Below are 23787 nucleotides of genomic sequence, written 5' to 3' on the forward strand. Positions count from 1 at the left end.
ATGCAGACCCGACTGGTGGACTTCATCAAGGAAACGCCGACCGGCGAGGAAGTGGACGGCATCCTGCGCAACTGCGTGCACTGCGGCTTTTGCAATGCCACCTGCCCTACCTATCAGTTGCTGGGGGATGAGCGGGACGGCCCCCGGGGGCGCATCTACCTGATCAAGCAGGTGCTGGAAGGGCAGACACCCAGCCGTCGCACCCAGACCCATCTGGATCGCTGCCTCACCTGCCTCAACTGCATGACCACCTGCCCCTCCGGGGTGGATTACCGGCATCTGGTGGAGGTGGGCCGTGCCCAGGTGGAACAGCAGGTCTCTCGCCCCTGGCATGAACGCCTGCAGCGAGCCACCCTGCGCTATGTGCTGCCCCGGCGCCGCCTGTTCAATGGGTTGCTGCGTGCCGGTCAGGGCCTGCGGCCCGTGCTGCCGCCTCCCTTCCGTCACTGGGTGCCCCCGCGGGCCGTCCAGGGCCCCTGGCCGGAGACGCGGCACGAGCGACGCATGCTCACCCTGGAGGGGTGCGTGCAGCCCGGCCTGCAGCCGGATATCGACGCGGCCCTGGCCCGGGTGCTGGATCGCCTGGGGGTGAGTGTTGTTCGTGGCGGCGGGGGGTGTTGCGGGGCCGTGGAGATGCACCTGAATGACGAGCAGGCCGCCCGGGAACGGGCACGGCGCAACATCGATGCCTGGTGGCCACAGATTGAGGCGGGCCTGGAGGCCATCCTGGTCACTGCCAGCGGTTGCGGCGTGCAGGTGAAGGACTACGGCCATCTGCTGGCGGCGGATCCGGCGTATCGGGACAGGGCCCGGCGGGTGGCGGAACTGGCACGTGATCCCTGCGAGGTGATCACGCCGGAGGATGTTCGGCGCCTGGGGGTGGACGCCGATGGCCGGCGGGTGGCCTTTCATCCGCCCTGCTCTTTGCAGCATGGCATGAAGCTGAGCGGTCGGGTGGAGGCGCTGCTGCGGGCGGCAGGTTTTGAGTTGGTGGCAGTGCGGGATGTGCATCTGTGCTGTGGGTCGGCCGGGACCTATTCCATTCTGCAGCGGGCATTGTCACGGCAGCTGCAGCAGCGCAAGCTGACGAATCTGGAGCGGGAGGCTCCGGAGGTGATTGCCACGGCGAATATCGGGTGTCACATGCATCTGCAGTCGGGGACGGGCACGCCGGTGCGACACTGGGTTCAGTTGATGGATGGAATCACGCAAGGCTGAGATCCGCGCACCCTTCTCTCATCCGGTTCACCGCCTTATACTTCCATAATTTTTTCATACGCTTAAAGAAATCCACCCATTCAGCAGACCCTAACCATGATGACCTATCCCTCCTTCCACCCCCCCGTGCGCACCTTGATGGGCCCCGGTCCCTCCGATATCAATCCCCGGGTCCTGGCCGCCATGAGCCGGCCGATCATCGGCCATCTGGACCCCGCTTTCGTGGGCATGATGGATCAGATGAAGGTGCTGCTGCAGTACGCCTTCCAGACGGAAAACGAGCTTACCCTGCCTGTTTCCGCCCCGGGTTCGGCCGGCATGGAAACCTGCTTTGCCAACCTGGTGGAGCCGGGTGACGAGGTGGTGGTGTGCATCAACGGCGTGTTCGGCATGCGCATGAAGGAAAACGTGATCCGCTGCGGCGGCACCCCCATCGTGGTGGAAGAGGAATGGGGCCAACCCGTGGATCCGCAGAAGCTGGAAAACACCCTGGCCGCCCACCCGGACGCCCGCCTGGTGGCCTTTGTCCACGCGGAGACCTCCACCGGGGTGTGCTCCGATGTAAAAACCCTCTCCCAGGTGGCCCATGCCCGGAATTGCCTGGTGATCGTGGATACCGTGACCGGCCTGGGCGGCAGCGAGGTGCGGGTGGACGACTGGGGCGTGGACGCCATCTACTCCGGCACCCAGAAATGCCTCTCCTGCACCCCCGGCCTGTCACCGGTGAGCTTCAGCCCGCGTGCCGTGGAGCGCATCCGTAACCGCAAACACCCGGTGCAGAGCTGGTTCCTGGACCTGAACCTGATCATGGGCTACTGGGGCTCGGGCAACGCCAAGCGGGCCTATCACCACACCGCCCCCATCAATGCCCTGTATGCCCTGCACGAGTGCCTGGTGCTGTTGCGCGAGGAAGGCCTGGAAGAGGCCTGGGCGCGTCATCGCCATCATCACGAGGCGCTGAAGGCCGGCCTGGAGGCCATGGGCCTGAGCCTGCTGGTGGACGAGCCCCACCGCCTGCCCCAGCTCAATGCCGTGAAGGTGCCCGAAGGCGTGGACGAGGCCGCTGTGCGCACTCAACTACTGGAGCGCTACGGTCTGGAAATCGGTGCAGGCCTGGGGCCACTGGCCGGGAAGATCTGGCGCATCGGCCTGATGGGCTTTGGTTGCAACCAGCGAAACGTGCTGCTGTGCCTGCACGCCCTGGAGGCCGTGCTCACGGAGATGAATGCACCCATCGAGCGGGGCCACGCCATCCGGGCGGCGCAGCGGGTGTATGGGGAGACGGGTCACCGGGACGAGGTTTGACGCGAAAGAACCCTGTCAGCTACCGACACTCCCTTCTCCCCCACGGGGGGAGAAGGGCTTGTTACGTGTCTTTGATCATCTGGGTGATTGACCGCCGTGATGCACCCGTGATGGATGCATGAGCCGAGATTCAGTCACACTCCCCGAGACGCTGCCCCTTCACCTCCGTGTGCATGGGGATCTTGCCAATGGACGTATCCAGATAGGAGGTGATACGACCGGTAAGGCTGTCGCTCATGAACTCGAAGGTGGCCCGCATTTCCACCACATCACCATCCTCCTCGCAGATCATGCTGTAGGCCAGGTTGGCAGGTGTCGACTCCATATCCGTGATTTCGCACCCCTGATCGGCGATCAGGAAACGAGCACCCTCGGCGATATCGTTTTCCGTGATACAACCTCGTTCCGTATGAGCATCCTCCTCCGGGGCCTCATGCCCCATGGTGCTGCTGATGGAGGTGAATTCCCACTCTCCCGGTTGCAGGTTGGGCTGGTCCGCCAGGCTGCTCAGGGGCATCATCAAGGTGAAGGCGGCAATCGCCATCGGTCGGAAGATCTGCATGTTTCCATCCTGATCGTGAGTGTGCCTGCATGGTAAATGATATAAATGGCGAAGACACGCGCCCGCCGAGCTGACCCTGGAATGATGCTCGGGCCCCATCCCGATGCCTCCGCCAAGACCCCCGATGAATCAAGGCCCGTCACCCAGCAATGGTCTTCCGCCACGCATCAGCCTCAAGGCCTGGGCCGCGTACCTGGGCTTGTGTCTGGTACTGGCCCTGGCCATCACCTGGGATCTCACCACCTCCCGGGAGAAGGAGATGGCAGCCGCCCAACAACGCACCCACGCCACCAGCATCCTGGTGAGCGAGTGGTTGTATGCGGCCTTTGAGACCAGCGGGGCGCTGCTGCGCAGCATGGCAGGCGAGATTCGTCCCGAAAGCCTGGCAAGCGAGGACAACGATCCGGAAGCCCATGCGCGGACGAATCAGTGGCTCGACCGGCATTTGCAACTCCTCCCTCACGCCCATGCCATTGCCCTGTTCGACCGTGAGGGTGTGATGACGCATACCTCCCGCGCTGCCCGGGGGGTGGGCCATGACATCAGTGATCAGGCCCATTTCCAGGCCCTTCGCGATGATCCGAGCCTTGAGCGCCAGGTATCCCAGGCCTTCTTCTCCAGCGAGGCCAATGGCTTTCTGGTTGCCCATGCCCAGGCCCTGCGTGACGCCAACGGCAGATTTGCCGGACTCCTGGGGGTGCGCCTGGACCTGGGATTCTTCGACCACTGGCTGGAGCGCACCGAACTCACGCGCGGCAGCAGCCTGACGATTCTCGATCACGAGGGAAGATTACTGGCACGTCGTCCCCGGGATACGGTTCCTGACTTCGATGCCCAACTGGGTCAGCCCGTGGAAGCTGGAGCACTCCGCCCCCTGCTCCACCAGGCCACGGATACTGTCCATTTCAGCATCGTCTCTCCGGTGGACGGAGTGCATCGTTCCTACACGGCGCAGCTGGTGCGGGACCTGCCCTTCCTGGTGGTGGTGGGCGAGGCGAAGCAGACCCTCATGGCCGCCTGGTGGCAAAAGCTGTGGACCCTGGGCATCGCCTGGCTGACCGTTGCCGGCCTTGGTCTGCTGGTCCTGCGTGGCTATCTGAGCACCGTTCGTTACGACACGCAACTTCATCACAGCCATCGCTCGTTGAAACAGGCCAATCAGGCCCTGAGTGAGGAGATCGCGGCGCGTAAGCGCACGGAGACGGACCTGCGGCGCTCCGAGGAAAAATACCGCTTTCTGGTGGAAAACAGCTACGACATCCTCTACCTGTTCTCACCCGACGGCCACATCGAGTTTGTCTCCCCCAGCTGGAAGACGCTCATGGGGCACGACCCGCAGAGTGTCGTGGGGCGCCATTTCTCGGAGTTCGTTCATCCCGAGGATCTTCCCATTTGCCACCAGGCGTTCAGCCATGTCATGCGCCACGGTCATCATGCCCAGGACATCGAGTACCGGGTCAGGCATCAGGACGGGAGTTGGCGATGGCATAACTCCAGCGCCCTGCCCTCCCGGGATGAAACCGGGCAGATTGTCGGTTTTCAGGGGATCGCTCGGGACATCACCGCCCGCAAGCAGGCCGAGGACGAGATCAAGACGCTGGCCTTTTTCGATCCGCTGACCCAGTTGCCCAACCGTCGCCTGCTCGCCCAGCATCTTCAGGAGGCGGTGCAGCACTGCCATCAGGGGCACCATCACGGGGCCCTGCTGTTCATTGACCTGGATAACTTCAAGATCCTCAACGATACCCTGGGCCATGACCAGGGAGATCTGTTGCTCATGCAGGCGGCCAGGCGCATCAGCGGCTGCGTGCACGAGAGCGACACTGTGGCCCGTCTTGGGGGTGATGAGTTCGTGGTCATGCTGCGCAGGCTCAGCCACCACCCTCATGAGGCCACGCAACAGGCGGAGATCGTCGCCGACAAGATTCTGGCCACCCTGAACCATCCTTATCTGCTGGATGGGCAGGAGCATCACAGTACGGCCAGTGTGGGCATCACACTGTTCCATCGGGAGTTGATGAGCGCGGACGAACTCATGAAACGGGCTGATCTGGCCATGTACCAGGCCAAGGCGGCAGGTCGTAACACGCAGCGGCTGTTCGACCCGGGCATGCAGGCGTCGGTGACGGCCCGGGCCGCCCTGGAGGCTGATCTGCGCCGGGCACTCGCGGAGGGACAGTTCGTACTGCATTACCAGGCACTGGTGGACGACGACGGTACACTGACGGGCGCCGAGGCCCTGCTGCGCTGGCAACACCCGCAGCGGGGCCTGGTGCCGCCCGGCGAGTTCATTGCCCTGGCGGAGGATACCGGGCTGATCCTGCCCATCGGACAGTGGGTGCTGGAGGCGGCCTGCGCCCAACTGGCCGAATGGGCCCGGGACCCTCGCCTGAAGCACCTGAAGCTCGCCGCCAATGTGAGCGCCCGCCAGTTCCGGCATCCGGAATTCGTGCCCGGAGTATTGCGCGCCCTGAACACGACCGGTGCAGACCCGCGTCGCCTCAAGCTGGAGATCACCGAAAGCCTGCTGGTGGAAGACGTGGAGGACGTGATCAGCAAGATGCGGCAACTGCGGGCCCGGGGCATCTCGTTCGCCCTGGACGACTTCGGCACCGGCTATTCCTCCCTGAGCTATCTCAAGCAGCTGCCCCTGGACGATGTGAAGATCGACCAGTCATTCGTTCGTGACGTGCTCACCGACCCCAACGATGCCGCCATTGCCCGCACCATTGTGGCCCTGGCAGGCACACTGGGCCTGAGGGTGATCGCCGAGGGGGTGGAAACCCGGGAGCATTGGGAATGGCTGAGCCGGCATGGCTGCCACACCCACCAGGGTTACTATTTCGGTCGCCCGGGGCCAGTGGTGGCCATGCTGGAGAGCCTCCCGAAACGGCCCGCGCCCATGCGACGGGCACATCCTTCCGGACCCGGTTAATCCCTGGCCAAAAAACGGTAATCGCCCTGATAGTAGACCAGCGGCTCACCCTCGCGGGGCATGGTCAGTCGCAACACCCGGCCCACGAAGATACGGTGATCGCCGCCGTCATGAATCATCTCGGTGCGGCATTCAAACTGCGCCAGCATTCCCGGCAGCAACGGTGCGCCAGTTTGCCCGGCCTCGAACTCCAGGCCCTCCCAGCGTCCTGCCTCCTTGCCCGCAAACCGGTTCGAGAGGCCCTGATGATCCTCCGCGAGCACATTCACGGCAAAGGCCCTGGCACGCTCGAAGGCCCCCAGACATCCCGCATCGCGGCGCAGGCTGAACAGCACCAGCGGCGGATCCAGCGACAGGGAACTGAAGGAATTGGCCGTGAACCCGTTGGGCACCTCTCCCTGTGGATCGAGACAGGTGATCACCGTGATGCCGGTGGCAAAGCGACCCAGAGCATCCCGAAACCGACGCGGATCAATCACCGGCAAGGAATCGATTATTTCAGACTGAGTGTTGTTCATACTGTTGGATCGGCCTGAGGCCCGGGGATGGGCGAGGATTTCACAAATGAAGTATCATGCGGATCAGCAAGACGTGAACCAGCTCACAAAACAGTGGCCTTGCCAGTGTATTCACAGGGCCTAACGGTAGCACACTCAACACCGGTGAACCCGTAACCGGCGCCTATGTCCCGCAACAAACCCACCAAGAAGATTGACGCGGCGATTCGCGCCCGGGCCGAGCAGGCCCTGCGCGCCGGCGACTTTGATCTTTCCCAGGATCTTTTTGACAAGGGCCATATCGACCTGGCCGAGGTCACCGAGCACCTGCGCATCTACCAGGCCGAACTGGAGGTGCAAAACGCCGAGTTGCGTGAGGCCCAGCTGCTGGCCGAGCGTTCCATGGGGCGCTACTCCGCCTTCTTCTCCGGCATCCCCGTGGCGGCCCTGGTGGTGGATCGGACCGGATTGATCCTGGAGTCCAACCACCAGGCGGCCCACCTGTTCGGGCTGCGCCACTCCCATCTGCGGCACCACTTTCTGCGCCGGCTGGTCCATCATGATAACGAGGGGGATCTGAGCCGGATCCTCATCCAGGCTGGGGAACAGGGCAAGGCCTTCTGCGAAGGCTTCACCTTCGTGCGCACCGAGGGCGATACCTTTCACGGCGAATTGCATGTAGCCCGTCTGCCGGGGCGTCAGGGAGGGGAGAATGAATTCGTATGCGCCGTGGTGGATCTCACCGAGCACCTGCGTCACGAGGCGGAACTGCAGCATGCTCACCAGGAGCTGAGCGAGAGCGAGGCCCGGTACCGCGTCCTGGCCGATTACTCACCGGTGTGGGACTACTGGTATGGCCCCGAAGAGCGGTATCGCTATGTCTCCCCCGGGTGTCTGGCCGTCAGCGGTCATCCTCCCGAGGCCTTCATGGAGGACCCGGGGCTGTTTGCCCGCCTCCTTGAGCCCGAGGACCGGCAACGCTGGCAGCAGCATGAGCAAGACATCCAGGAGTGCCGGGATCAGCTGCCCCATGAGCTCATGGAGTTCCGGCTGCGCCATCTGGATGGCGAAATCCGCTGGATCGAACACGAATGCCAGCCTGTCATCGCCGAAGATGGCAGCTATCAGGGGCGCCGGGGCATCAACCGGGACATCACCGACCGCAAGCGCGCAGAATTGGAGGTGGCTCAGGTCAGCTTGCTGTATGCCACCCTGAGCGCGGTCAATCAGGCCATCGTCCGCATTGAAGACGAACAACCCCTGCTGGACAACCTGGCGCGCATTGCCGTGGAGCACGGCGGCTTCACCGCCTGCGTCATCAGCCTGCGCAACGGCGAGAATCCTCCCCAGCCCCGTGCCTGCAAGGGCCTCAAGCCCGAACAGATAGAGACCATGCCCCTTGACGAGGCCTGGGAACTGATCAACCGGCAGCCTTACGTTTACGCCAACCGGGAAGATCCGGACACGCCGCCCCAATGGCGCCAGTGGGCACAGGCCAACCGGATCCAGACCTTCGGGCATTACCCGCTGATCCGCGACCATCGTCTGGTGGGCGTGGCCAGCTTCTTCTCCGACACCCAGGCAGGCTTCACCCCCCAAATAGACCGGCTGGTCCAGGACATCACCGAGGACTTCTCCTACGCCCTGCAACACCTGGAGCTGGAAAAGAAGCGCCGTGCCACGGAGGCAGCCCTGAGCGAGAGCGAGGCCCGGTACCGCAGTCTGTTCGAGAACACTCATTCCATCATGCTCCTGGTGGACCCGGAGGATGGGCAAATCGTGGACGCCAATCCTGGGGCCTGCCAGTTCTATGGCTGGACCCGCGAGGAGATGCGTAACCACCGCATCAGCGACATCAACGCCCTGTCAGACAAGGAAACTCAGGCAGAAATGGCCCGGGTCCAGCGCGGCGGGCATAGGCATTTCCGTTTCGTGCATCGTCTGGCCACGGGCGAAAGACGCCAGGTGGAGGTATACAGCGGCAGGATTCAGGTGGAAGGACGGGAACTGCTGCACTCGGTGGTGCATGACATCACCGAACGCAACCGCGCCGAAGAACGCCTGCGGCTGGCCGACCGGGTCTTTCAGGCTGCCGATGAAGGCATCATGGTCACGGACATGCAGGGGCGCATCGTGGCTGTGAACCCGGCCTTCACACGCATCTCCGGCTACACGGAAGAGGACGCCCTGGGCCAGACACCGGCCCTGCTGCATTCGGGAAGGCAGGATACCAGCTTCTACCAGCGTTTGTGGCGCAACCTGCTGCAGCTGGGCCATTGGCGTGGCGAGATATGGAATCGACGCAAGAACGGCGAGATCTACCCGGAATGGCTCACCATCAGCGCCGTGCGCAACGATGATGGCGAAATCATCCACTATGTGGGGGTATTCAGCGACATTGGCCAGATCAAGGAGGCTCAGCAGCAACTGGAGTTCATGGCCCATTACGACCCACTCACCGGACTGGCCAACCGGGCCCTGCTGCGAGACCGCCTGAAGCATGCCCTGCGTCGGGCAGAGCGCAAGAATGCCACACTCACCCTGCTCTTCCTGGACCTGGACCGCTTCAAGACCATCAACGACACCCTGGGCCACAACCTGGGGGATCTGCTCCTGCAGACTGTGGCCCAGCGCATGAAGAACACCGTGCGTGCCTCGGACACCCTGAGCCGGCTGGGCGGGGATGAGTTTGTGCTGCTGCTGGAAGATGAGATCAACGTTCAGGAAATCAACACCCTGTGTGAAAAGTTACTGAATGTGCTGGAGGCCCCCATGTTGCTGGAGGGTCATGAACTGGTGATTACCGCCAGCATCGGCGTGGCCACCTATCCGGACGACGGGGTGGACGCCGATGCACTGCTCAAGAATGCTGACATGGCCATGTACGAGGCCAAGACTCAGGGGCGTAACGCCTATGAGTTTTTTGTCCCGAGCCTTTCGGAAGGCGTCATGGATCGACTGAAGATGGAATCCGCCCTGCGCGGCGCCGCGGCGCGGAACGAACTACGGGTGCATTATCAGCCCCAGGTTAGGCTGAAGGGTGGTTCATTGCTTGGGGTGGAGGCCCTCGCCCGCTGGGAACACCCCACGCTGGGGCTGGTGTCACCCGGACATTTCATCCCTCTGGCCGAAGAGATGGGGGTGATCGGCGAGATCAGCGCCTGGGTGCTGCGTGAGGCCTGCCGGCAGATGCGGGTCTGGCGAGACGAAGGCCGGGACGTCAGTTGCGTGGCAGTGAACCTCTCCGTGCAACAACTGGAGCGGGACATGCTGGTGAGCACGGTGCGCGACTGCCTGGCGGAATACAACCTGCCTGCGGAGTGCCTGGAACTGGAGGTGACCGAATCCCTGATCATGCGGGCACCGGAGAAGGCGCAGTCCGTATTACAGAAACTCAAGATGATGGGGGTCAAGCTCTCGGTGGACGACTTCGGCACCGGATACTCGTCCCTGTCCTACCTCAAGCGCCTGCCCCTGGACCGGCTGAAAATCGACCGCTCCTTTATCCAGGACATCGGTCTGGACACCAATGGCGAGGCCATCACACGCGCCATCATCGGCCTGGGGCGCAGCCTGGGCCTGGAAACCCTGGCCGAGGGGGTGGAGCAGAAGGAGCAGGTCCAGTTCCTACTCAAGGAAGGCTGCGACCTGGCCCAGGGCTTTCTCTTCAGCCGCCCCGTGCCCCCGAATCAACTCGTTTTCCACTGGGACTGCCCAACCATCACTTCGGACCAGCCATCCAGTCAGTGATCTCCAGACGGCTGACGATGGCTCCACCCTCCGGGTGGTGCACCTTGCCCACCTGCAACAGGAACCAGCGGGCAGGATCCGAACCCGGATAACGATACTCCAGGCCAAACCCCTCGCTAGCTCCCTTGAGCACCTGGCGCAGGCCCCGCTCTGCCTTCACGGCGTACTCCTCTTTCTCACTCGACTGGGCGCTGCGCGCATAGCAGGACTCGAGGAAATTATCCCCCGGACCAGCCGCCACCATGGGATCCTTCGCCTGTGCCCTGGAGGCCTCTCGCCAGGCCTTGTTGACGATCTGGATCATGCCACTGCTGTCCAGCACCGCCACCTGATGGGTCTGAGAATCCAGTACTGCCTGCAGGCGCACCACATCCCGTACCGAGGTGATGTCCACCAGGGTGATCACTGCCCCCCGGGAGGCGGCTCCCTGCAGGGTGTAAGGCAGGATGCGCACCAGATAGTAATTGCCTGATTCCGAACACACCTCATGTTCGTTCATGCGCCCTTCCCGCAGGCTTTCGCGCAAGTCATCCATGAGCCCGGGGTACATCAAGTTGTGGGTAAAGTCGTCGATGCGTCGCCCCACATCCCCGTCACGGATCTTGAAGATCTGCTGCGCCTCGGGGGTGAAACGGGTGATGTGCATGGATTCATCCAGGAACAAGGTGGCGATGGAGGCTGCCTTGGCCATGCTGTCCATGTCCGCGTTGAGGCGATTGAGGATCTGGATTTTCTCCTGATTCTCCGCATTGACGGTGTACAGCTCCTCGTTCACCGATTGCAGTTCCTCATTGGAGCTTTGCAACTCTTCGTTGGCCGCCATCATTTCTTCGTTGGTGGCCTGCAGTTCCTCGTTGGAGGCCTCCAGTTCTTCAATGGTGGCCTGCAGGCTCTCCCGGGTGGCCCCCAGTTCCTGCTCCAGGGAGTTGATACGATCCACAGCCTCCACGCTCATGTCCAGGGAGTGGGTTTCGTTGTCGCTCCCCTCCGGGATCACGGCATCCTGGGATTCGAAGGACAGCAACAGGAAGGTACTGCTGCGCTCATCCCCGTCCAGACGGCGCACATTCAGGCGCAGGCGCTCGGTGCTGCCATCGGGCATCTTGAAGGTGCTGGCCTCGGAGCGGATCACCTCGCCGCTCTTGGATGCCCGACGCAGCAGGGCCTGGGCCACGGGAACGATTCCCGAGGGCAGCAGCTTGGAGATCTCCAGGGTGATGCTGCCGGAGGGGAAATGCAGGAATTGCTGAGCCTCCCCAAACACATGGATGAGTTCCAGCGACTCCGACAGCAGGATGCTGGGCGGGGCGTGTTCCTGCAGCAAGACCTGCTGCGCGGACTCAATGGCCGAGGCATCCCGGGAGCGAAACGCCTTGCTTTGGCGCCCAGCGGGCGCATGCGTGCCCCTCTTGATCGGCGGGACGCTGGCATGGTGTGACTCCATGGGCAGCGGGGCGCTGCGCAGCATCTGAAACAGCTTGTACTTGCTGCTGACCGGCGTGAAATCCGGGCTGAGTTCGCCCAGGGATTCACTGCTGCCCAGAAACATGTAACCGCCTGGTGCGAGGGCATACTGCAACCGCCGCAGGGCCCGCTCCTGGGTGGCGGGCAGGAAGTAGATCAGCACGTTGCGGCAGGACACCATGTCCATGCGCGTGAAGGGGGGATCCTCCACCAGGTTATGGCGGGCAAAGACCAGGGTCTGACGCAGTTCCGGCTTGACCACGAAGTGGCTGCCCCGCTTGATGAAGAAGCGCTCCAGCCGCTCCGGTGACACCTCTGCCATGATGGCCTCGGAGAACGTGCCAGCGCTGGCGGCATCCACGTTCTTTTGCTCCACGTCGGTGGCGAAGATCTTCAGGTCCGGCCAGCGGTGGGCCCGCTCGAAGGCCTCGGCAAACAGGATGGCAATGGAATAGGCCTCCTCGCCGGTGGACGTACCCGCCACCCACACACGGATGGAATGGTTGTTGCCGGACTGGCTGACAATATTCTCCACCGCCTTGCTGGCCAGGGTGTCGAAGGCCTCCGGGTCGCGGAAGAAATTGGTCACCGGGATGAGGATCTCCCGCCGCAATACCGACACCTCTCCCGAATCCCCCTCCAGCAATTCCAGGTAGTGTTCGAAATCCGGCACATGGCGTACCTGCATGCGCCGCTCGATCCGGCGCAGCACCGTGGCCGGCTTGTAGTCCCGGAAGTTGACCCCGCCGTGGTTGTGCAGCAAATGGAAGATTCCCTCCAGGGCCGAACCCGAATCCAGGTCAGAGGCGGTCTTGGGAGGCGGCGTCACCTGGGTGTCGGGCTTTTGCTCGATATGATCGCGGATCCGTTCGCCCAGGGTGTCCGGGGGCAGCACCTCGTCCACCAGACCCGTGGCGATGATGCTGCGTGGCATGCCGTCGAACTTGGCACTCTCCGGATCCTGGGCCAGCAGCAGTCCACCGGCGTCGTTGATGGCCACGGAGCCCCGGGTACCGTCAGACCCGGTACCCGACAGGATGACACCGATGGAGCGGTGACCGAACTCCTTGGCCAGGGAGGAAAAGAACAGATCAATGGGCAGGGACAGGGCCCGGGGGTTCTTGGGGCTGAGGCGCAAGTGGCCCTCGGCAATGGTCATCAGATTGCCGGGCGGGATCAGGTAGATGGTCTCCGGTTCCAGTTCCATGGCATCACGAACCGTGATCACCGGCATGCTGGTATGGCGGGCCAGCAGGTTGGCCATCAGGCTCTTGTGGTCGGGGGAGAGGTGCTGAACCACCACAAAGGCCGCGCCCGTTCCGTCAGGCATGGACTCGAACAAACGCTCCAGAGCCTCGAGCCCTCCGGCAGAGGCACCAATACCCACCACATGGCCAGCGAAATCCTGCGTTGGCCCAGCGCCCTCAAGCACCTCCCCAGCATCCTCCTGGGGGGCATCCTGGGGCTCGTGGGTGTCGTCTGGGGTCTGATCGGATGGCATGGTGGACTGACCGCTTGGGCCGAAGTGGATGGACTCCCCCACTATAAGGCCATCACGGACTGACCGCCAGAAGCCCTCCCGGCCCCGGGTTCCTGGCTCGTCAGTGATGGGGGATCTTTGCGTCGTCCGGCATCAGCGTTGCACGGCGCAGTATCTCCGGAATGTCCTTGGCGGCCACCGGGTGACTGAAGCGATACCCCTGCGCCCGGTGGCAGCCGAGGGCCAGCAGGGCCTCCTGCTGCTCCCGCGTTTCCACCCCCTCGGCCAGCACTTCCATGTTCAGGTGCCCACCCAACGTGGTGATGGCACTGGCAATGGCTGCATCGTGGGGGTTCAGGGAAATGCCGCGAATGAAGCTCTGATCGATTTTCAGGGCATCGAACGGCAGTGACTTGAGGTAGGACAATGAGGAATAGCCGGTGCCAAAGTCATCCACTGCCAGGAAGACGCCCAGGGACTTGAGCTGGCGCAATAACTCCTCGGAGCCCTGACGGCGGTCCATCACGAAGCTTTCCGTGATTTCCAGTTCCAGCAGCGCCGGGTCCACCCCGGTCTCCCGCAACACCGCACCCACGGTCTCCACGAAATCGCTGCGCTGCACCTGCACTCCCGACACGTTCACGGCCACGGTGCCAAAATCGAGCCCGGCCTCCCGCCAAGCCCTGGCCTGCACACAGGCCTGGCGCAGCACCCAGCGCCCAAGGGGCAGGATCAGGCCGGTATCCTCGGCCATGGGGATGAAGCGACCCGGCGAAATCATGCCCTGGGTCGGGTGCTCCCAGCGAACCAGGGCCTCAAGGCCCACCACCTCCCCGCTGATCAGATCCACCTGGGGCTGATAGTGCAATACCAGCTCGTTGCGCTCCAGCGCCTGACGCAGATCGGCTGCCAGAAGCACGCGATCCCGAGCGTAATCGGTGAAATCCCGACTGTATTGGGCATAGGTATTACCGCCCGCCTGCTTGGCATGATGCATGGACGCATCGCTGTGCTGCAGCAGTTGATCCTGTTCGTGGCCGTCCTGAGGGAAGCTGGCGATACCAATGCTGGCAGTGATGAAGACATCGTTGTTGCGTATCTTCACGGGGAGCTGCACCGCCTGAATGATCGCCTCGGCCACCTGCTCCACCCGGGCTTCCTCATCCGCCCCCTGCTCCACCAGGATGGCGAATTCATCACTGCCCATGCGCGCCAGGGTCTCGCCACGCTGCAAAATAGCGGTGAAACGTTCGGCCAGGCTGGAGAGCAGTTGATCGCCCATGCGGATGCCCAGGCTATCATTGATGTGCTTGAAGCCATCCAGATCAAGCAGCAACACCGACACCTGCGAGGCATGGGAGCGAGCGCGGATAAGGGCCTGCTCCAGGCGGGTGCGGAACAACAGTCGATTGGGCAGGTTGGTCAGGGCATCCCGGTGGGCCAGCCGTTCGATCTGCTCCTGAGAGCTCTTGAGGTCGGAAATATCGGAAAAGACGCCAACGAAATGGGTCAGGCGACCCTCGGCATCGCGTACGGCATTGATGGTGGACCATTGGGGATAGAGCTCACCGCTCTTGCGACGATTCCACAACTCGCCCCGCCAGCCCCCCGTCAGACTGATGGTGTCCCACATGCGACGAAAGAAGAGCCGGGTATGGCGGCCGGAACTGAGTAGGCTGGGATTGCGCCCCACGGCCTCCTTCGGGCCATAACCCGTGATCCGGGTAAAGGAGGCATTCACCATCAGGATGCGGGCGCGATCATCGGTGATGATCATGCCCTCGTCACTGGATTCGAACACCGTGGCCCATTGGCGCAGTTTCGCCTCATCGCGCTTGCGGGCGCTGATGTCCTGAAAGGCTCCTTGAACCCGAGTGATCCGCCCCTGCTCGTCGCGCACGGCCCGGCCAATGGTGCGCACCCAGACGGGCTTGCCCTCGCGGGTGAGGATCTGCATCTCCTCGTCGTAAGGGATGCCTTCCTCGGCGCATGCCCGGAATACCTGGCGAATCCTGTCCCGGTAGGCCGGGGCATAGAACGCGATACCGTCTTCCACTTTGACCCGGGTGCCAGGGGGCATATCGTGGATGCGGCAGACCTCCCGCGACCAGTGCACCACGCCGGTTTGCAGGTCCACCTGCCAGCCGCCCACATGGGCCAGGCCGGCGGCCATGTTCATGAGACGCTCGCTATCCTCAAGGCGATGGGCCCAGGAACGCAACAATCCATACAGCAGTACGGACGTGACCAGCACGAAGAGCAGGCCCTTGGCGATCTCCAGACGAACCTGCACTGTCCCGTCATCAAGGGCCAGATCCAGTAGCCAGCCTGAGGTGATGATCCATAGTCCCGCGATCAGGGCGTAAACCAGTACCACGTTGCCGGCGCTTGGGTGGAGTCTTTTACGCATCCCCTCACTCTAAGGCATCCAAGAATCCCCCGGAATACCATCGCCCGATATAATCGGGTTATCATGGGGGATACACTTCCCGGGAGATCCACCGGGGCGATGCGGGCCAGCGGCTCCCGCCAGCCATGGCCCATGATGTCCCACGGAGCCCCATGTCAGATACCCATCCCAGCGAGGAAAGGTACCGCACCACGCGCCGCGTGACCCTCGTGGGGGCCGCCACCAATGCCTCCCTGGCTACGGCTCAGGTGGTGGGCGGTTTTCTTGCACAGTCTCAGGCATTGATCGCCGATGGCGTACATACCCTGTCGGACCTGCTCAGTGACTTCATGGTACTGTTTGCCGCCCGCAAGGCCAATGCCCCGGCGGACGACAACCACCCCTACGGACATGCCCGCATCGAGACACTGGCCACCGTGATTGTGGGGCTGGCCCTCATCGGTGTCGCCCTGGGCATCGCCCTGGATGCCTTCCGGCGCCTGCAGTCGCCGGAGGAATTGCTCAGCCCGGCCCCTGCGGCCCTGGCCCTGGCGGCCCTAGCCATCATCTCCAAGGAGGGTCTTTACCATTACACCGTGCGGGCGGCGCGGCGCATCGACTCCAGCCTGCTCCATGCCAATGCCTGGCACCACCGCTCCGACGTGGTCTCGTCACTGGTGGTGCTGGTGGGCATTGGGGCCACCCTGGCGGGTTTTGCCTTCATGGATGCCGTGGCCGCCGTGCTGGTGGCCCTGCTGATCAGCTTGATGGGCGCCAAGCTGATCTGGAACAGCGTGAGCGAGTTGATCGACACCGGCGTGGGGCCGGAAGAACAACAACAGATGCTGGATTCGGTCAGGCACCTGGACGGTATCCATGGCGTTCATGAACTGCGAACCCGGCGTATGGGCAGTGCGCTACTGGCCGATGTGCACATCATGGTGGGCCCAAGGATCAGCGTCTCCGAGGGCCATCGCATCAGCGAATCCGTGGCCAAGACCCTGCGGCAGTCACGTCCCGAATTGCGCGAGGTGCTGGTGCATGTGGACCCGGAGGATGACCGGACACACGCCCCCAGCAGCCACCTGCCCTGCCGATCCGAATTGATGCGACAGCTGAACCTGCAGTGGCAATCCGTCCCCGGGGCGCTACCGCTGGACAACGTGGTGCTGCACTACCTGGACGGCCGAATCCACCTGGAATTGCACCTCTCCCCCGAAAACTTCGAAACCCTGGAAGGCGCGCGCGCCCTGGCGCGACAGCTGACGCGGGTCACCCGGGAGGTAAAGGGAGTGGGCGAGGTCATCGTGTACTTCCGGTGATGGAAAGCAAAAAGCCCCTGGGACAGGGGCTTGGGCACAACTTATGGCGGAGAGGGAGGGATTCGAACCCTCGGTACGCTCGCGCGTACAACGGTTTTCGAGACCGCCCCGTTCGACCGCTCCGGCACCTCTCCTGACGGTCTTGGCGAAGTCAGGCATTATAGCCCATCCGCCCATGTCTTTTTAAGCCCTTGAGACGCCGACGCCCCGCATTGACCCTGGCACAGCGCATGGAGATTGTCGCCTTCCTGCTGCTGGTGACCCTCACCCTGCTGTTTGTCCTGGCGCGGCCCGTGACCGAGCTGGACCGTGTGCTGGCCAAGGGTGAACTGGTGGTGGCCACGCGCCTGGGCAATACCACCTATCAACCCTGGGCCAACGGCACCAGCGGCTTCGAATATGACCTGGCCTCGGCGTTTGCCGAGCATCTGGGGGTGGAGCTGCGCATCCTGGTGCCGGATCGCTTCGAGTCCATCCTGCCCATGGTGAACGCCGGGCGCGCCGACATGGCCGCGGCCGGGATCACCATCACCCGCCCGCGCCTGAGCCAGGTACGCTTCGGGCCCAGCTACATGCAGGTGACAGAACAGTTGATCTACCGCAGCGGCACCGATCGCCCCCAATCCCTGGCCGATCTGGAAGGGCGAACCATCCTGGTGGTGGCCGGCAGCAGTCACGTAACCACGCTGGCGCAGTTGCAGCAGTCCTACCCGTGGCTTGAGTGGGAAGAGGTGGCGGACACCACTCCGGAAGATCTCCTGCGCCAGGTGTGGGAGGGCGAGGCTGAGCTCACGGTGGTGGACTCCATGGAACTGGCGGCCACATTACGCTTCTTCCCGGAACTCAGGGTAGCGCTGGAACTGTCGGAACCCAGGCCACTGGCCTGGGCCTTCAAGCGCGACGCGGACTCCACACTGCTCAGGGAGGCCGAGGTCTTCTTCGAACAGATCACGGAGGATGGGCGCCTGGAGCAGATACTGGAACGGTATTTCGGGCACGTGGAGATGCTGGATTATGCCGGCGTGCTGACCTTCATGCGTCGCATCCGGAATCGACTGGAGCGTTTCGAGCCTCTCTTCCGTGAGGCCGCCGAGGTCCATGATATGGACTGGCGGCTGCTGGCCGCCATCAGTTACCAGGAATCCCACTGGGACCCACGGGCAGTTTCCTACACCGGCGTGCGCGGTCTGATGATGCTGACGCGTGCCACCGCCGGTCAGCTGGGGATACAGGACCGCACCGACCCCCGCGACTCGGTCTTCGGGGGCGCGGAGTATTTCACCAGCCTGCGCGGGCGCCTGCCCGATGACATTCATGAACCGGATCGCACCTGGATGGCCCTGGCTGCCTATAACGTGGGCCTGGGACATCTGCACGATGCCCGACGGATCACCCGCTCCCAGGGGCGGGACCCGAATCGCTGGATGGACGTGATGGAGCACCTGCCTCTGCTCAGTCAGCCCGATTGGTACCGGCAGACCCGCTACGGGTATGCCCGTGGCTGGGAGCCGGTGCAGTACGTGCAGAATGTGCGCAGCTTCTACGACATCCTCACCTGGCTGGACACCCGGGATGACGCGCCGGGGGAGCCGGCACCACTGCCGCCGCGCCGGGGCGTTGCACCTCTGGAGATCCTGCCCCCGGCGCTATAGGCGCCGCCCGCGTCGCGAGCGAAAGAAATCCCGCAACAGGTCGCCGCAGGCCTGGGAGAGCACACCGCCGGTCACCTGCAAACGATGATTGTGCATGGGCAGGTTGACCAGATCGGCAGCACTGCCGGCAGCCCCGGTCTTGGGGTCATGGGCCCCGAAGACCACCCGCTCCACACGGGCATGGATCATGGCACCAATGCACATGCCGCAGGGTTCCAGGGTGACATATAGCGTGCTACCGGGCAGGCGATAGTTCCCTTCCCGCCGGGCGGCCTCGCGCAGGGCCAGGATCTCCGCATGGGCTGTGGGATCGGCCAGGCCGATGGGCTGGTTGCCACCACGACCGAGGCATTCGCCGCCACGAACCACCAGGGCCCCCACTGGCACCTCGCCGTTGTCGGCCGCCCGCCGTGCCAGTTCCAGGGCCTGATGCATCCAGTGGGCATCATCGGGATCCATGCCTGCGCTCCTTAGTCTCGGTCTGATATGTCATACTGCATCCACTCACTCACTCGTCCACACGCCCCGTGAAAAGAAATCTCGATTCCAAAGAGATCGTCGACGAATTCGTGGCGGATCTTCGCGCAGATCTCCAGGGAAATGGTATCCAGATTCCCACCCTGCCGGATGTATCCATCCAGGCGCTGTTCACGATCAACCGCGACGACAGTTCCATTGACGACGTCACTTCGGTGGTGGCCCGGGATACCGCCATGGCGGCGCGCCTGATCCGCTATGCCAACAGCCCCCTTTACCGGGGGCTGACCCGCTGCGCCACCATCAAGTCTTCCATCACCCGGCTGGGGCTGGAGAAGACCAAGAACGTACTGTTGTCACTGGCCATGCGGGATGTGTTCAGCACCGGTCACCGGGGTATTCGTCAGCGCATGGAAACCCTCTGGGAGCATAGCGTGGAAGTGGCCGTGGTCAGTACCCTGCTGGCTCGTCGCTACCGGCACCTGGACCAGGAAGAAGCCCTGCTGGCCGGCCTGATCCACGACGTGGGCGTGATCCCTATCCTGAACAAGGCCAAGAATGTGGATGTTATCGTGGAGAACGAGAAGCATCTGAGCCTGATCATCGCCTCGCTGCACATGGCGGTGGGCAAGGCGGTGCTCAAGGCCTGGAACTTCGAGCAGGAACTGATCGACGTGGCCGCAGAGCACGACAACCTGGGGCGTGACCCGGGGGATGACAAACCCATCGACTACGTGGATATCGTCCAGGCCGCCAACATCGAGAGCTACCAGTCCACCCGCCACCGGCTGGCCTCGGTGGACCGCATGAAGGTGGCCTCCCTGCGCCGCCTGGGCGCCACCCCGGAAGACCCCACCCTACCCTGGGACGAAGATCCCACCGCCATGCAGCAGATCAGCCGGATCTTCGTGTGATGAGCGGGTAGTCATTCCCTCTCAATCATCAACGAAGGCTTTACCCCATTGAAGGTAAAGTTTTCATTAAAGGCTGATTTTGGACTTTACCGTCGCTTTTACCGTCAGAATCACCAGCTCTTTGTTTACGCGGGTGATGCAGCGATTTTTCCGGCAGCGGTGTTTTTTCACACCATGATCAACCAGAGAGTATGATATCAGAGCCGCGCATACAGCACGACGGCTCTACCTCTGCGCAGCACGCCTTCCACCGGCGCACCAACTGGAAGCAGTCTACCTGTCTAGGGCTGCCCTGTACCCACATCTCCCGCTGGACAAACGCATGCCGGGGCGGTTACGGTCCCTGGCATGCGAGCACAGAATCAGATCAAGCGTACGCTCAGTGAGCCGGAAAGTGTTGCCCGGGTGCAAGCCCTGATGCGGGAGTTTCCCGATGTCCATCGCACCGGGATTGCGGACAAGGTGTGTGCCACGTTCGCGTTTGTGAGGAGCTGCCACAATATCGGAGAAGCCCCTACTGCCCTTCCGCAGGACCATTCGCCGACAGGAGCTGCACCTACTCTACAGGCCCGAACCTTCAGGTGAGATATTAATCAGTGTTGCCGACGGGACAGATCCCTGGGGTGTTGGCGGGATAAGGCCGCCGCCAGTTTGCCGGCGTAGAGATCGGCAAAATCGAGCACCTGTGTGGAAGCAAAGCCGAAGGCCTGTCCCACCTCCGGCTGGACCACCATGGTGCGAACCGGATGTACCGCGCCGCGCATCACCGGGGTGGTTTCGATCTGCACCCGGGCACGGCCGCGGCTGCAGATCAACCGCGTGATGCCTCCGGTGTTTGCGCCACCCGATGTCTGCACTTGTAGCTGCAAAGGGCGGGCACGCAATGTCTCCGCCAACTGCTCCAATGCCGCCGATATCGCCGCCACGTCCGCCTCGAAATCCTGCACCGGCAACCAGGTCAGGTCGATATCGACCGACAGCCTCGGAAGATCGTGCTCGAACAAGTTGATGGCCGTCCCGCCTTTCAGGGCAAAGCGGGTTTCCTTTGCCAGCACTGGCAGGATATCCACCAGCAACTGCACCCGATCGCTGTAGCGTTTATCCCAACTGTTCATCGAGGTCTCCCGGCAGGGTGATCTGATATCGGGGATGCAGATGACCACCGGAAACCAGGGACCGTTTACCACGTCCGAGGTCTACACCATCGAGCGATAGATGCGAAAACCAGGCATGCCCATGGCGTTCGGCCAGGGCAAGAAACAAGCGCTTGACCTTGATGCTGCGGCAATAGCTCAGCAACATTTCAAGCCGTTGTGGACGCAGGGTGGCCATGCCCTGCATCAATGCGTCGACCTCATAGACTCCACTGGCATCAGACGCCTCGTCACACAATTCCAACATGGCCCGCTCCGGTGTCGAACATACCAGCATCCCGCTCGGCGCTGCTTCACGCCGCTCCAGGCCTTGGTCCAGCAACGCCTGATCCGATGTCTCATCGGTAAGAGGAAGCACTGGCAGATCAAAAGGCCCCTTGCCGCAGTACTCGACACCTTCCACCAACGGCAACTTGCCCACCCACCCGGGCACACGATCCGGACCGTAGAGGGTGATCACGGCAGCTTCGCCCAAGCGCAGGTAGTGCTCATGTCCCAACCAGGCCAAGGGAAAGCGTCCGCCGACATGCAGTGACAAACCCTCCATCCATTGCAGCGTCCGCACCACGCCTTCCCACCGCAGGGAGCCGCCTTTGCGCATGTACACGCCACGAGCCGGTGATACCAGCCAACCGCTGTCCACATAGCGGACCACCAGGCTGCTGGAATAGCCCTGCGCTCTTAACCACCGGCTGGAAACCACGCCGGTATCGCTGAGTCCAGCCAGTAGACGGTTTAATTTACTCTCATTTTGGTCACTCATAGTGACTAAAATACACTTTTTATAAACCCACGCCAATACCTGGTAGTTTAAATTATCCAATAAAGACTCACTTATAGTGACTTTATCAGGATTTTTATAAACTGTGTGGGCAGGTTCCTCACCTGCCCACAAGGGAATCGGGGCTTGCGTATTCTCCCCTACATGCGCTGTATAGGACGTATTCATACCGACGCCCTCAACGACGGCACCGACATGTGCGTATTCCGGAGCAAGGTTGCCACTGATTCCACGGCAAGCCTGCCACCCATTCCAGGGGAAAGCTGCCACTGATTCCACGGCAAGGCTGCCACCCAGGCAGAGGCGCTGAGTCGACTCATCGAAGTGTCCAGACGCGGGATAACTTACCGGTAGGCTGGTCCTTTCCATCCGGGGAAGGTCAGATGCCAGCGAAGAGGTTATCCATGCGGAAGATCAAAGAAGTCCTACGCCTCAAATGGGAGCGAGGGCTGAGCAACCGCCAGGTTGCATTGGCCTGCGGTATCAGTCGTCCCACCGTGAGGGAGTATCTTCGGCGTTTTGCCGAGGCGGGTTTGAGTTGGCCATTGCCAGAGGACCTGGGCGAAAGTCGCCTGGAGCAGTTGTTATTTCCGCCCCCTCCAGACCTGCCAGCCCATGCCCGGGTCGTACCGGACTGGCATCGGGTCAAAGAGGAGTTGAGGGGCAAGCACGTCACCCTTTTCCTGATCTGGCAGGAGTACCGGGAAGCCCACCCAGAGGGGTATCAGTACAGCTGGTTTTGCGAGAACTATCGGGCCTGGCAGGGCAAGCTGGACATGGTGATGCGTCAGGACCACCGGGCTGGAGAGAAGCTGTTTGTGGACTATGCCGGCCAGACTGTGCCAGTCATTGATCGCAATACCGGGGAGATCCGCGAGGCTCAGATCTTCGTGGCAGTGCTTGGGGCGTCCAATTACAGCTATGCAGAGCCGACCTGGAGCCAGACACTGCCCGACTGGATTGGATCCCACATCCGGGCCTTCGAGTTCTTCGGAGGTGTGCCAGAGCTGGTGGTGCCGGACAACCTGAAATCGGGCGTCACCAAGGCGCATCGTTACGATCCGGATCTCAACCCGACCTATCAGGACATGGCCGCCCATACGGTGTGGCCGTTGTCCCCGCACGATCCCGAAAACCCCGGGACAAGGCCAAGGTGGAGGGTGGCGTGCTGATCGTTGAGCGGTGGATACTGGCGGCACTGCGCCACCGTCAGCACTTCTCTCTTGGGCAACTCAAATCCAGCATCCGTGAACTGCTGGAGAAGCTCAACAACCGCCCGTTCCGGAAGTTGCCCGGTTGTCGGCGCGATCACTTCGAGCAGTTGGACAAGCCGGCCCTGCAGCCTCTGCCGGCAGAGCGTTATGTCTATGCCGAATGGAAGAAGGCCCGGGTACATATCGACTACCACGTGGACATCGGGGGGCACTACTACTCGGTGCCTCACGCCCTGATCAAGAAGGAGGTCGAGGTCCGGATCACCCACAACACCATCGAGTGCTTTTACCGCGGCAACCGCATTGCCAGCCACCCTCGCTCCGATCAGAAGGGGCGGCACACCACCGTGGCCGCCCACATGCCCGAATCCCATCGGCAGTCAGGTGAGTGGACACCCAAGCGTCTGATCGCGTGGGCCGCCAAGACCGGGCCTGCTACAGAAAAGCTCATCCGCACCGCCCTGGGTGCCCGAAAGCACCCCCAGCAAGCCTACCGTTCCTGTCTGGGCATCCTCCGCCTGGGGAAGACGTTTGGTGATGTTCGCTTGGAGGCCGCCTGTCAACGCGCGCTGACGCTTGGGACGTGCCGCTACAAGAACATCGAATCCATCCTCAAACACCGCCTGGATGAACAGCCTCTGGAAGAACAGCAGGAGCTGGCCTTACCTGATGG

Annotated in this window: 14 protein-coding genes, 1 tRNA gene and 1 pseudogene; 8 read left to right on the plus strand and 8 right to left on the minus strand. The window is 62.6% G+C overall.

Annotated elements, in window-relative coordinates; translation table 11 throughout:
* Together glcF and ECTHA_RS0103610 are read left to right on the plus strand one after the other, a co-directional pair.
* Nucleotides 1-1218: a glycolate oxidase subunit GlcF gene (glcF, locus tag ECTHA_RS0103605; RefSeq protein WP_025281628.1), complete on the plus strand. Its 1218-nt coding sequence runs from the start codon at nucleotides 1-3 to the stop codon at nucleotides 1216-1218.
* Nucleotides 1219-1317: 99 nt separating this feature from the next.
* Nucleotides 1318-2523, plus strand: a complete 1206-nt coding sequence (locus ECTHA_RS0103610) for a pyridoxal-phosphate-dependent aminotransferase family protein (protein WP_025281627.1) — start codon at nucleotides 1318-1320, stop codon at nucleotides 2521-2523.
* Nucleotides 2524-2653: 130 nt separating this feature from the next.
* Here the strand turns inward: ECTHA_RS0103610 and ECTHA_RS0103615 are convergent, their stop codons facing one another.
* Nucleotides 2654-3085, minus strand: a complete 432-nt coding sequence (locus tag ECTHA_RS0103615) for a DUF3617 domain-containing protein (RefSeq protein WP_025281626.1) — start codon at nucleotides 3083-3085, stop codon at nucleotides 2654-2656.
* A 124-nt stretch (nucleotides 3086-3209) separates the two neighbouring features.
* Here ECTHA_RS0103615 and ECTHA_RS18875 point away from each other — a divergent pair, with 124 nt between their 5' ends.
* Nucleotides 3210-6020, plus strand: coding sequence for a bifunctional diguanylate cyclase/phosphodiesterase (locus ECTHA_RS18875; RefSeq protein WP_025281625.1), 2811 nt, complete (start codon nucleotides 3210-3212; stop codon nucleotides 6018-6020).
* Here ECTHA_RS18875 and ECTHA_RS0103625 read toward each other — a convergent pair.
* Nucleotides 6017-6538: a flavin reductase family protein gene (locus ECTHA_RS0103625; RefSeq protein WP_051582563.1), complete on the minus strand. Its 522-nt coding sequence runs from the start codon at nucleotides 6536-6538 to the stop codon at nucleotides 6017-6019. The genes ECTHA_RS18875 and ECTHA_RS0103625 overlap by 4 nt on opposite strands.
* A 165-nt stretch (nucleotides 6539-6703) precedes the next feature.
* On the opposite strand from ECTHA_RS0103625, the gene ECTHA_RS18880 reads away from it, so the two are divergent.
* A complete protein-coding gene (locus ECTHA_RS18880) occupies nucleotides 6704-10267 on the plus strand; it encodes an EAL domain-containing protein (protein ID WP_025281623.1) in 3564 nt (1187 codons plus the stop codon).
* Here ECTHA_RS18880 and ECTHA_RS17000 read toward each other — a convergent pair.
* Nucleotides 10239-13232 carry a chemotaxis protein CheB gene (locus ECTHA_RS17000; RefSeq protein ID WP_035369264.1) on the minus strand — a complete coding sequence of 998 codons (2994 nt, stop codon included), beginning with the start codon at nucleotides 13230-13232 and terminating at the stop codon, nucleotides 10239-10241. The two genes, ECTHA_RS18880 and ECTHA_RS17000, sit on opposite strands and share 29 nt — an antisense overlap.
* 100 nt (nucleotides 13233-13332) lie before the next feature.
* Nucleotides 13333-15621, minus strand: a complete 2289-nt coding sequence (locus ECTHA_RS17005) for a putative bifunctional diguanylate cyclase/phosphodiesterase (RefSeq protein ID WP_084306694.1) — start codon at nucleotides 15619-15621, stop codon at nucleotides 13333-13335.
* A gap of 152 nt (nucleotides 15622-15773) precedes the next feature.
* On the opposite strand from ECTHA_RS17005, the gene ECTHA_RS0103645 reads away from it, so the two are divergent.
* Nucleotides 15774-16922: a cation diffusion facilitator family transporter gene (locus ECTHA_RS0103645; protein WP_025281621.1), complete on the plus strand. Its 1149-nt coding sequence runs from the start codon at nucleotides 15774-15776 to the stop codon at nucleotides 16920-16922.
* 44 nt (nucleotides 16923-16966) lie between these two features.
* Here the strand turns inward: ECTHA_RS0103645 and ECTHA_RS0103650 are convergent.
* Nucleotides 16967-17056 (minus strand) — tRNA-Ser (locus tag ECTHA_RS0103650).
* Between the two features lie 57 nt (nucleotides 17057-17113).
* Between ECTHA_RS0103650 and mltF the strand changes: the two genes are divergently transcribed.
* Nucleotides 17114-18574 (plus strand): membrane-bound lytic murein transglycosylase MltF, encoded by a 1461-nt coding sequence (gene mltF, locus ECTHA_RS0103655; protein ID WP_238984733.1) that lies wholly within the window; start codon nucleotides 17114-17116, stop codon nucleotides 18572-18574.
* Here the strand turns inward: mltF and tadA are convergent.
* Nucleotides 18569-19033 (minus strand): tRNA adenosine(34) deaminase TadA, encoded by a 465-nt coding sequence (gene tadA, locus ECTHA_RS0103660; protein WP_025281619.1) that lies wholly within the window; start codon nucleotides 19031-19033, stop codon nucleotides 18569-18571. The two genes, mltF and tadA, sit on opposite strands and share 6 nt — an antisense overlap.
* Nucleotides 19034-19101: 68 nt before the next feature.
* Here tadA and ECTHA_RS0103665 point away from each other — a divergent pair, with 68 nt between their 5' ends.
* A complete protein-coding gene (locus ECTHA_RS0103665; protein WP_025281618.1) occupies nucleotides 19102-19965 on the plus strand; it encodes an HDOD domain-containing protein in 864 nt (287 codons plus the stop codon).
* 593 nt (nucleotides 19966-20558) lie between these two features.
* Here the strand turns inward: ECTHA_RS0103665 and ECTHA_RS17010 are convergent.
* Nucleotides 20559-21080: a nucleotidyl transferase AbiEii/AbiGii toxin family protein gene (locus tag ECTHA_RS17010; RefSeq protein WP_025281617.1), complete on the minus strand. Its 522-nt coding sequence runs from the start codon at nucleotides 21078-21080 to the stop codon at nucleotides 20559-20561.
* Nucleotides 21064-22068 carry a type IV toxin-antitoxin system AbiEi family antitoxin domain-containing protein gene (locus ECTHA_RS0103675; RefSeq protein ID WP_238984732.1) on the minus strand — a complete coding sequence of 335 codons (1005 nt, stop codon included), beginning with the start codon at nucleotides 22066-22068 and terminating at the stop codon, nucleotides 21064-21066. Before ECTHA_RS0103675 ends, ECTHA_RS17010 begins: the two co-directional genes overlap by 17 nt.
* Before the next feature lie 215 nt (nucleotides 22069-22283).
* On the opposite strand from ECTHA_RS0103675, the pseudogene istA reads away from it, so the two are divergent.
* Nucleotides 22284-23787: pseudogene (istA, locus tag ECTHA_RS17015) on the plus strand (IS21 family transposase); the annotation flags it as partial.

The sequence above is a fragment of the Ectothiorhodospira haloalkaliphila ATCC 51935 genome (assembly GCF_000633935.1).
Taxonomy (GTDB): domain Bacteria; phylum Pseudomonadota; class Gammaproteobacteria; order Ectothiorhodospirales; family Ectothiorhodospiraceae; genus Ectothiorhodospira; species Ectothiorhodospira haloalkaliphila.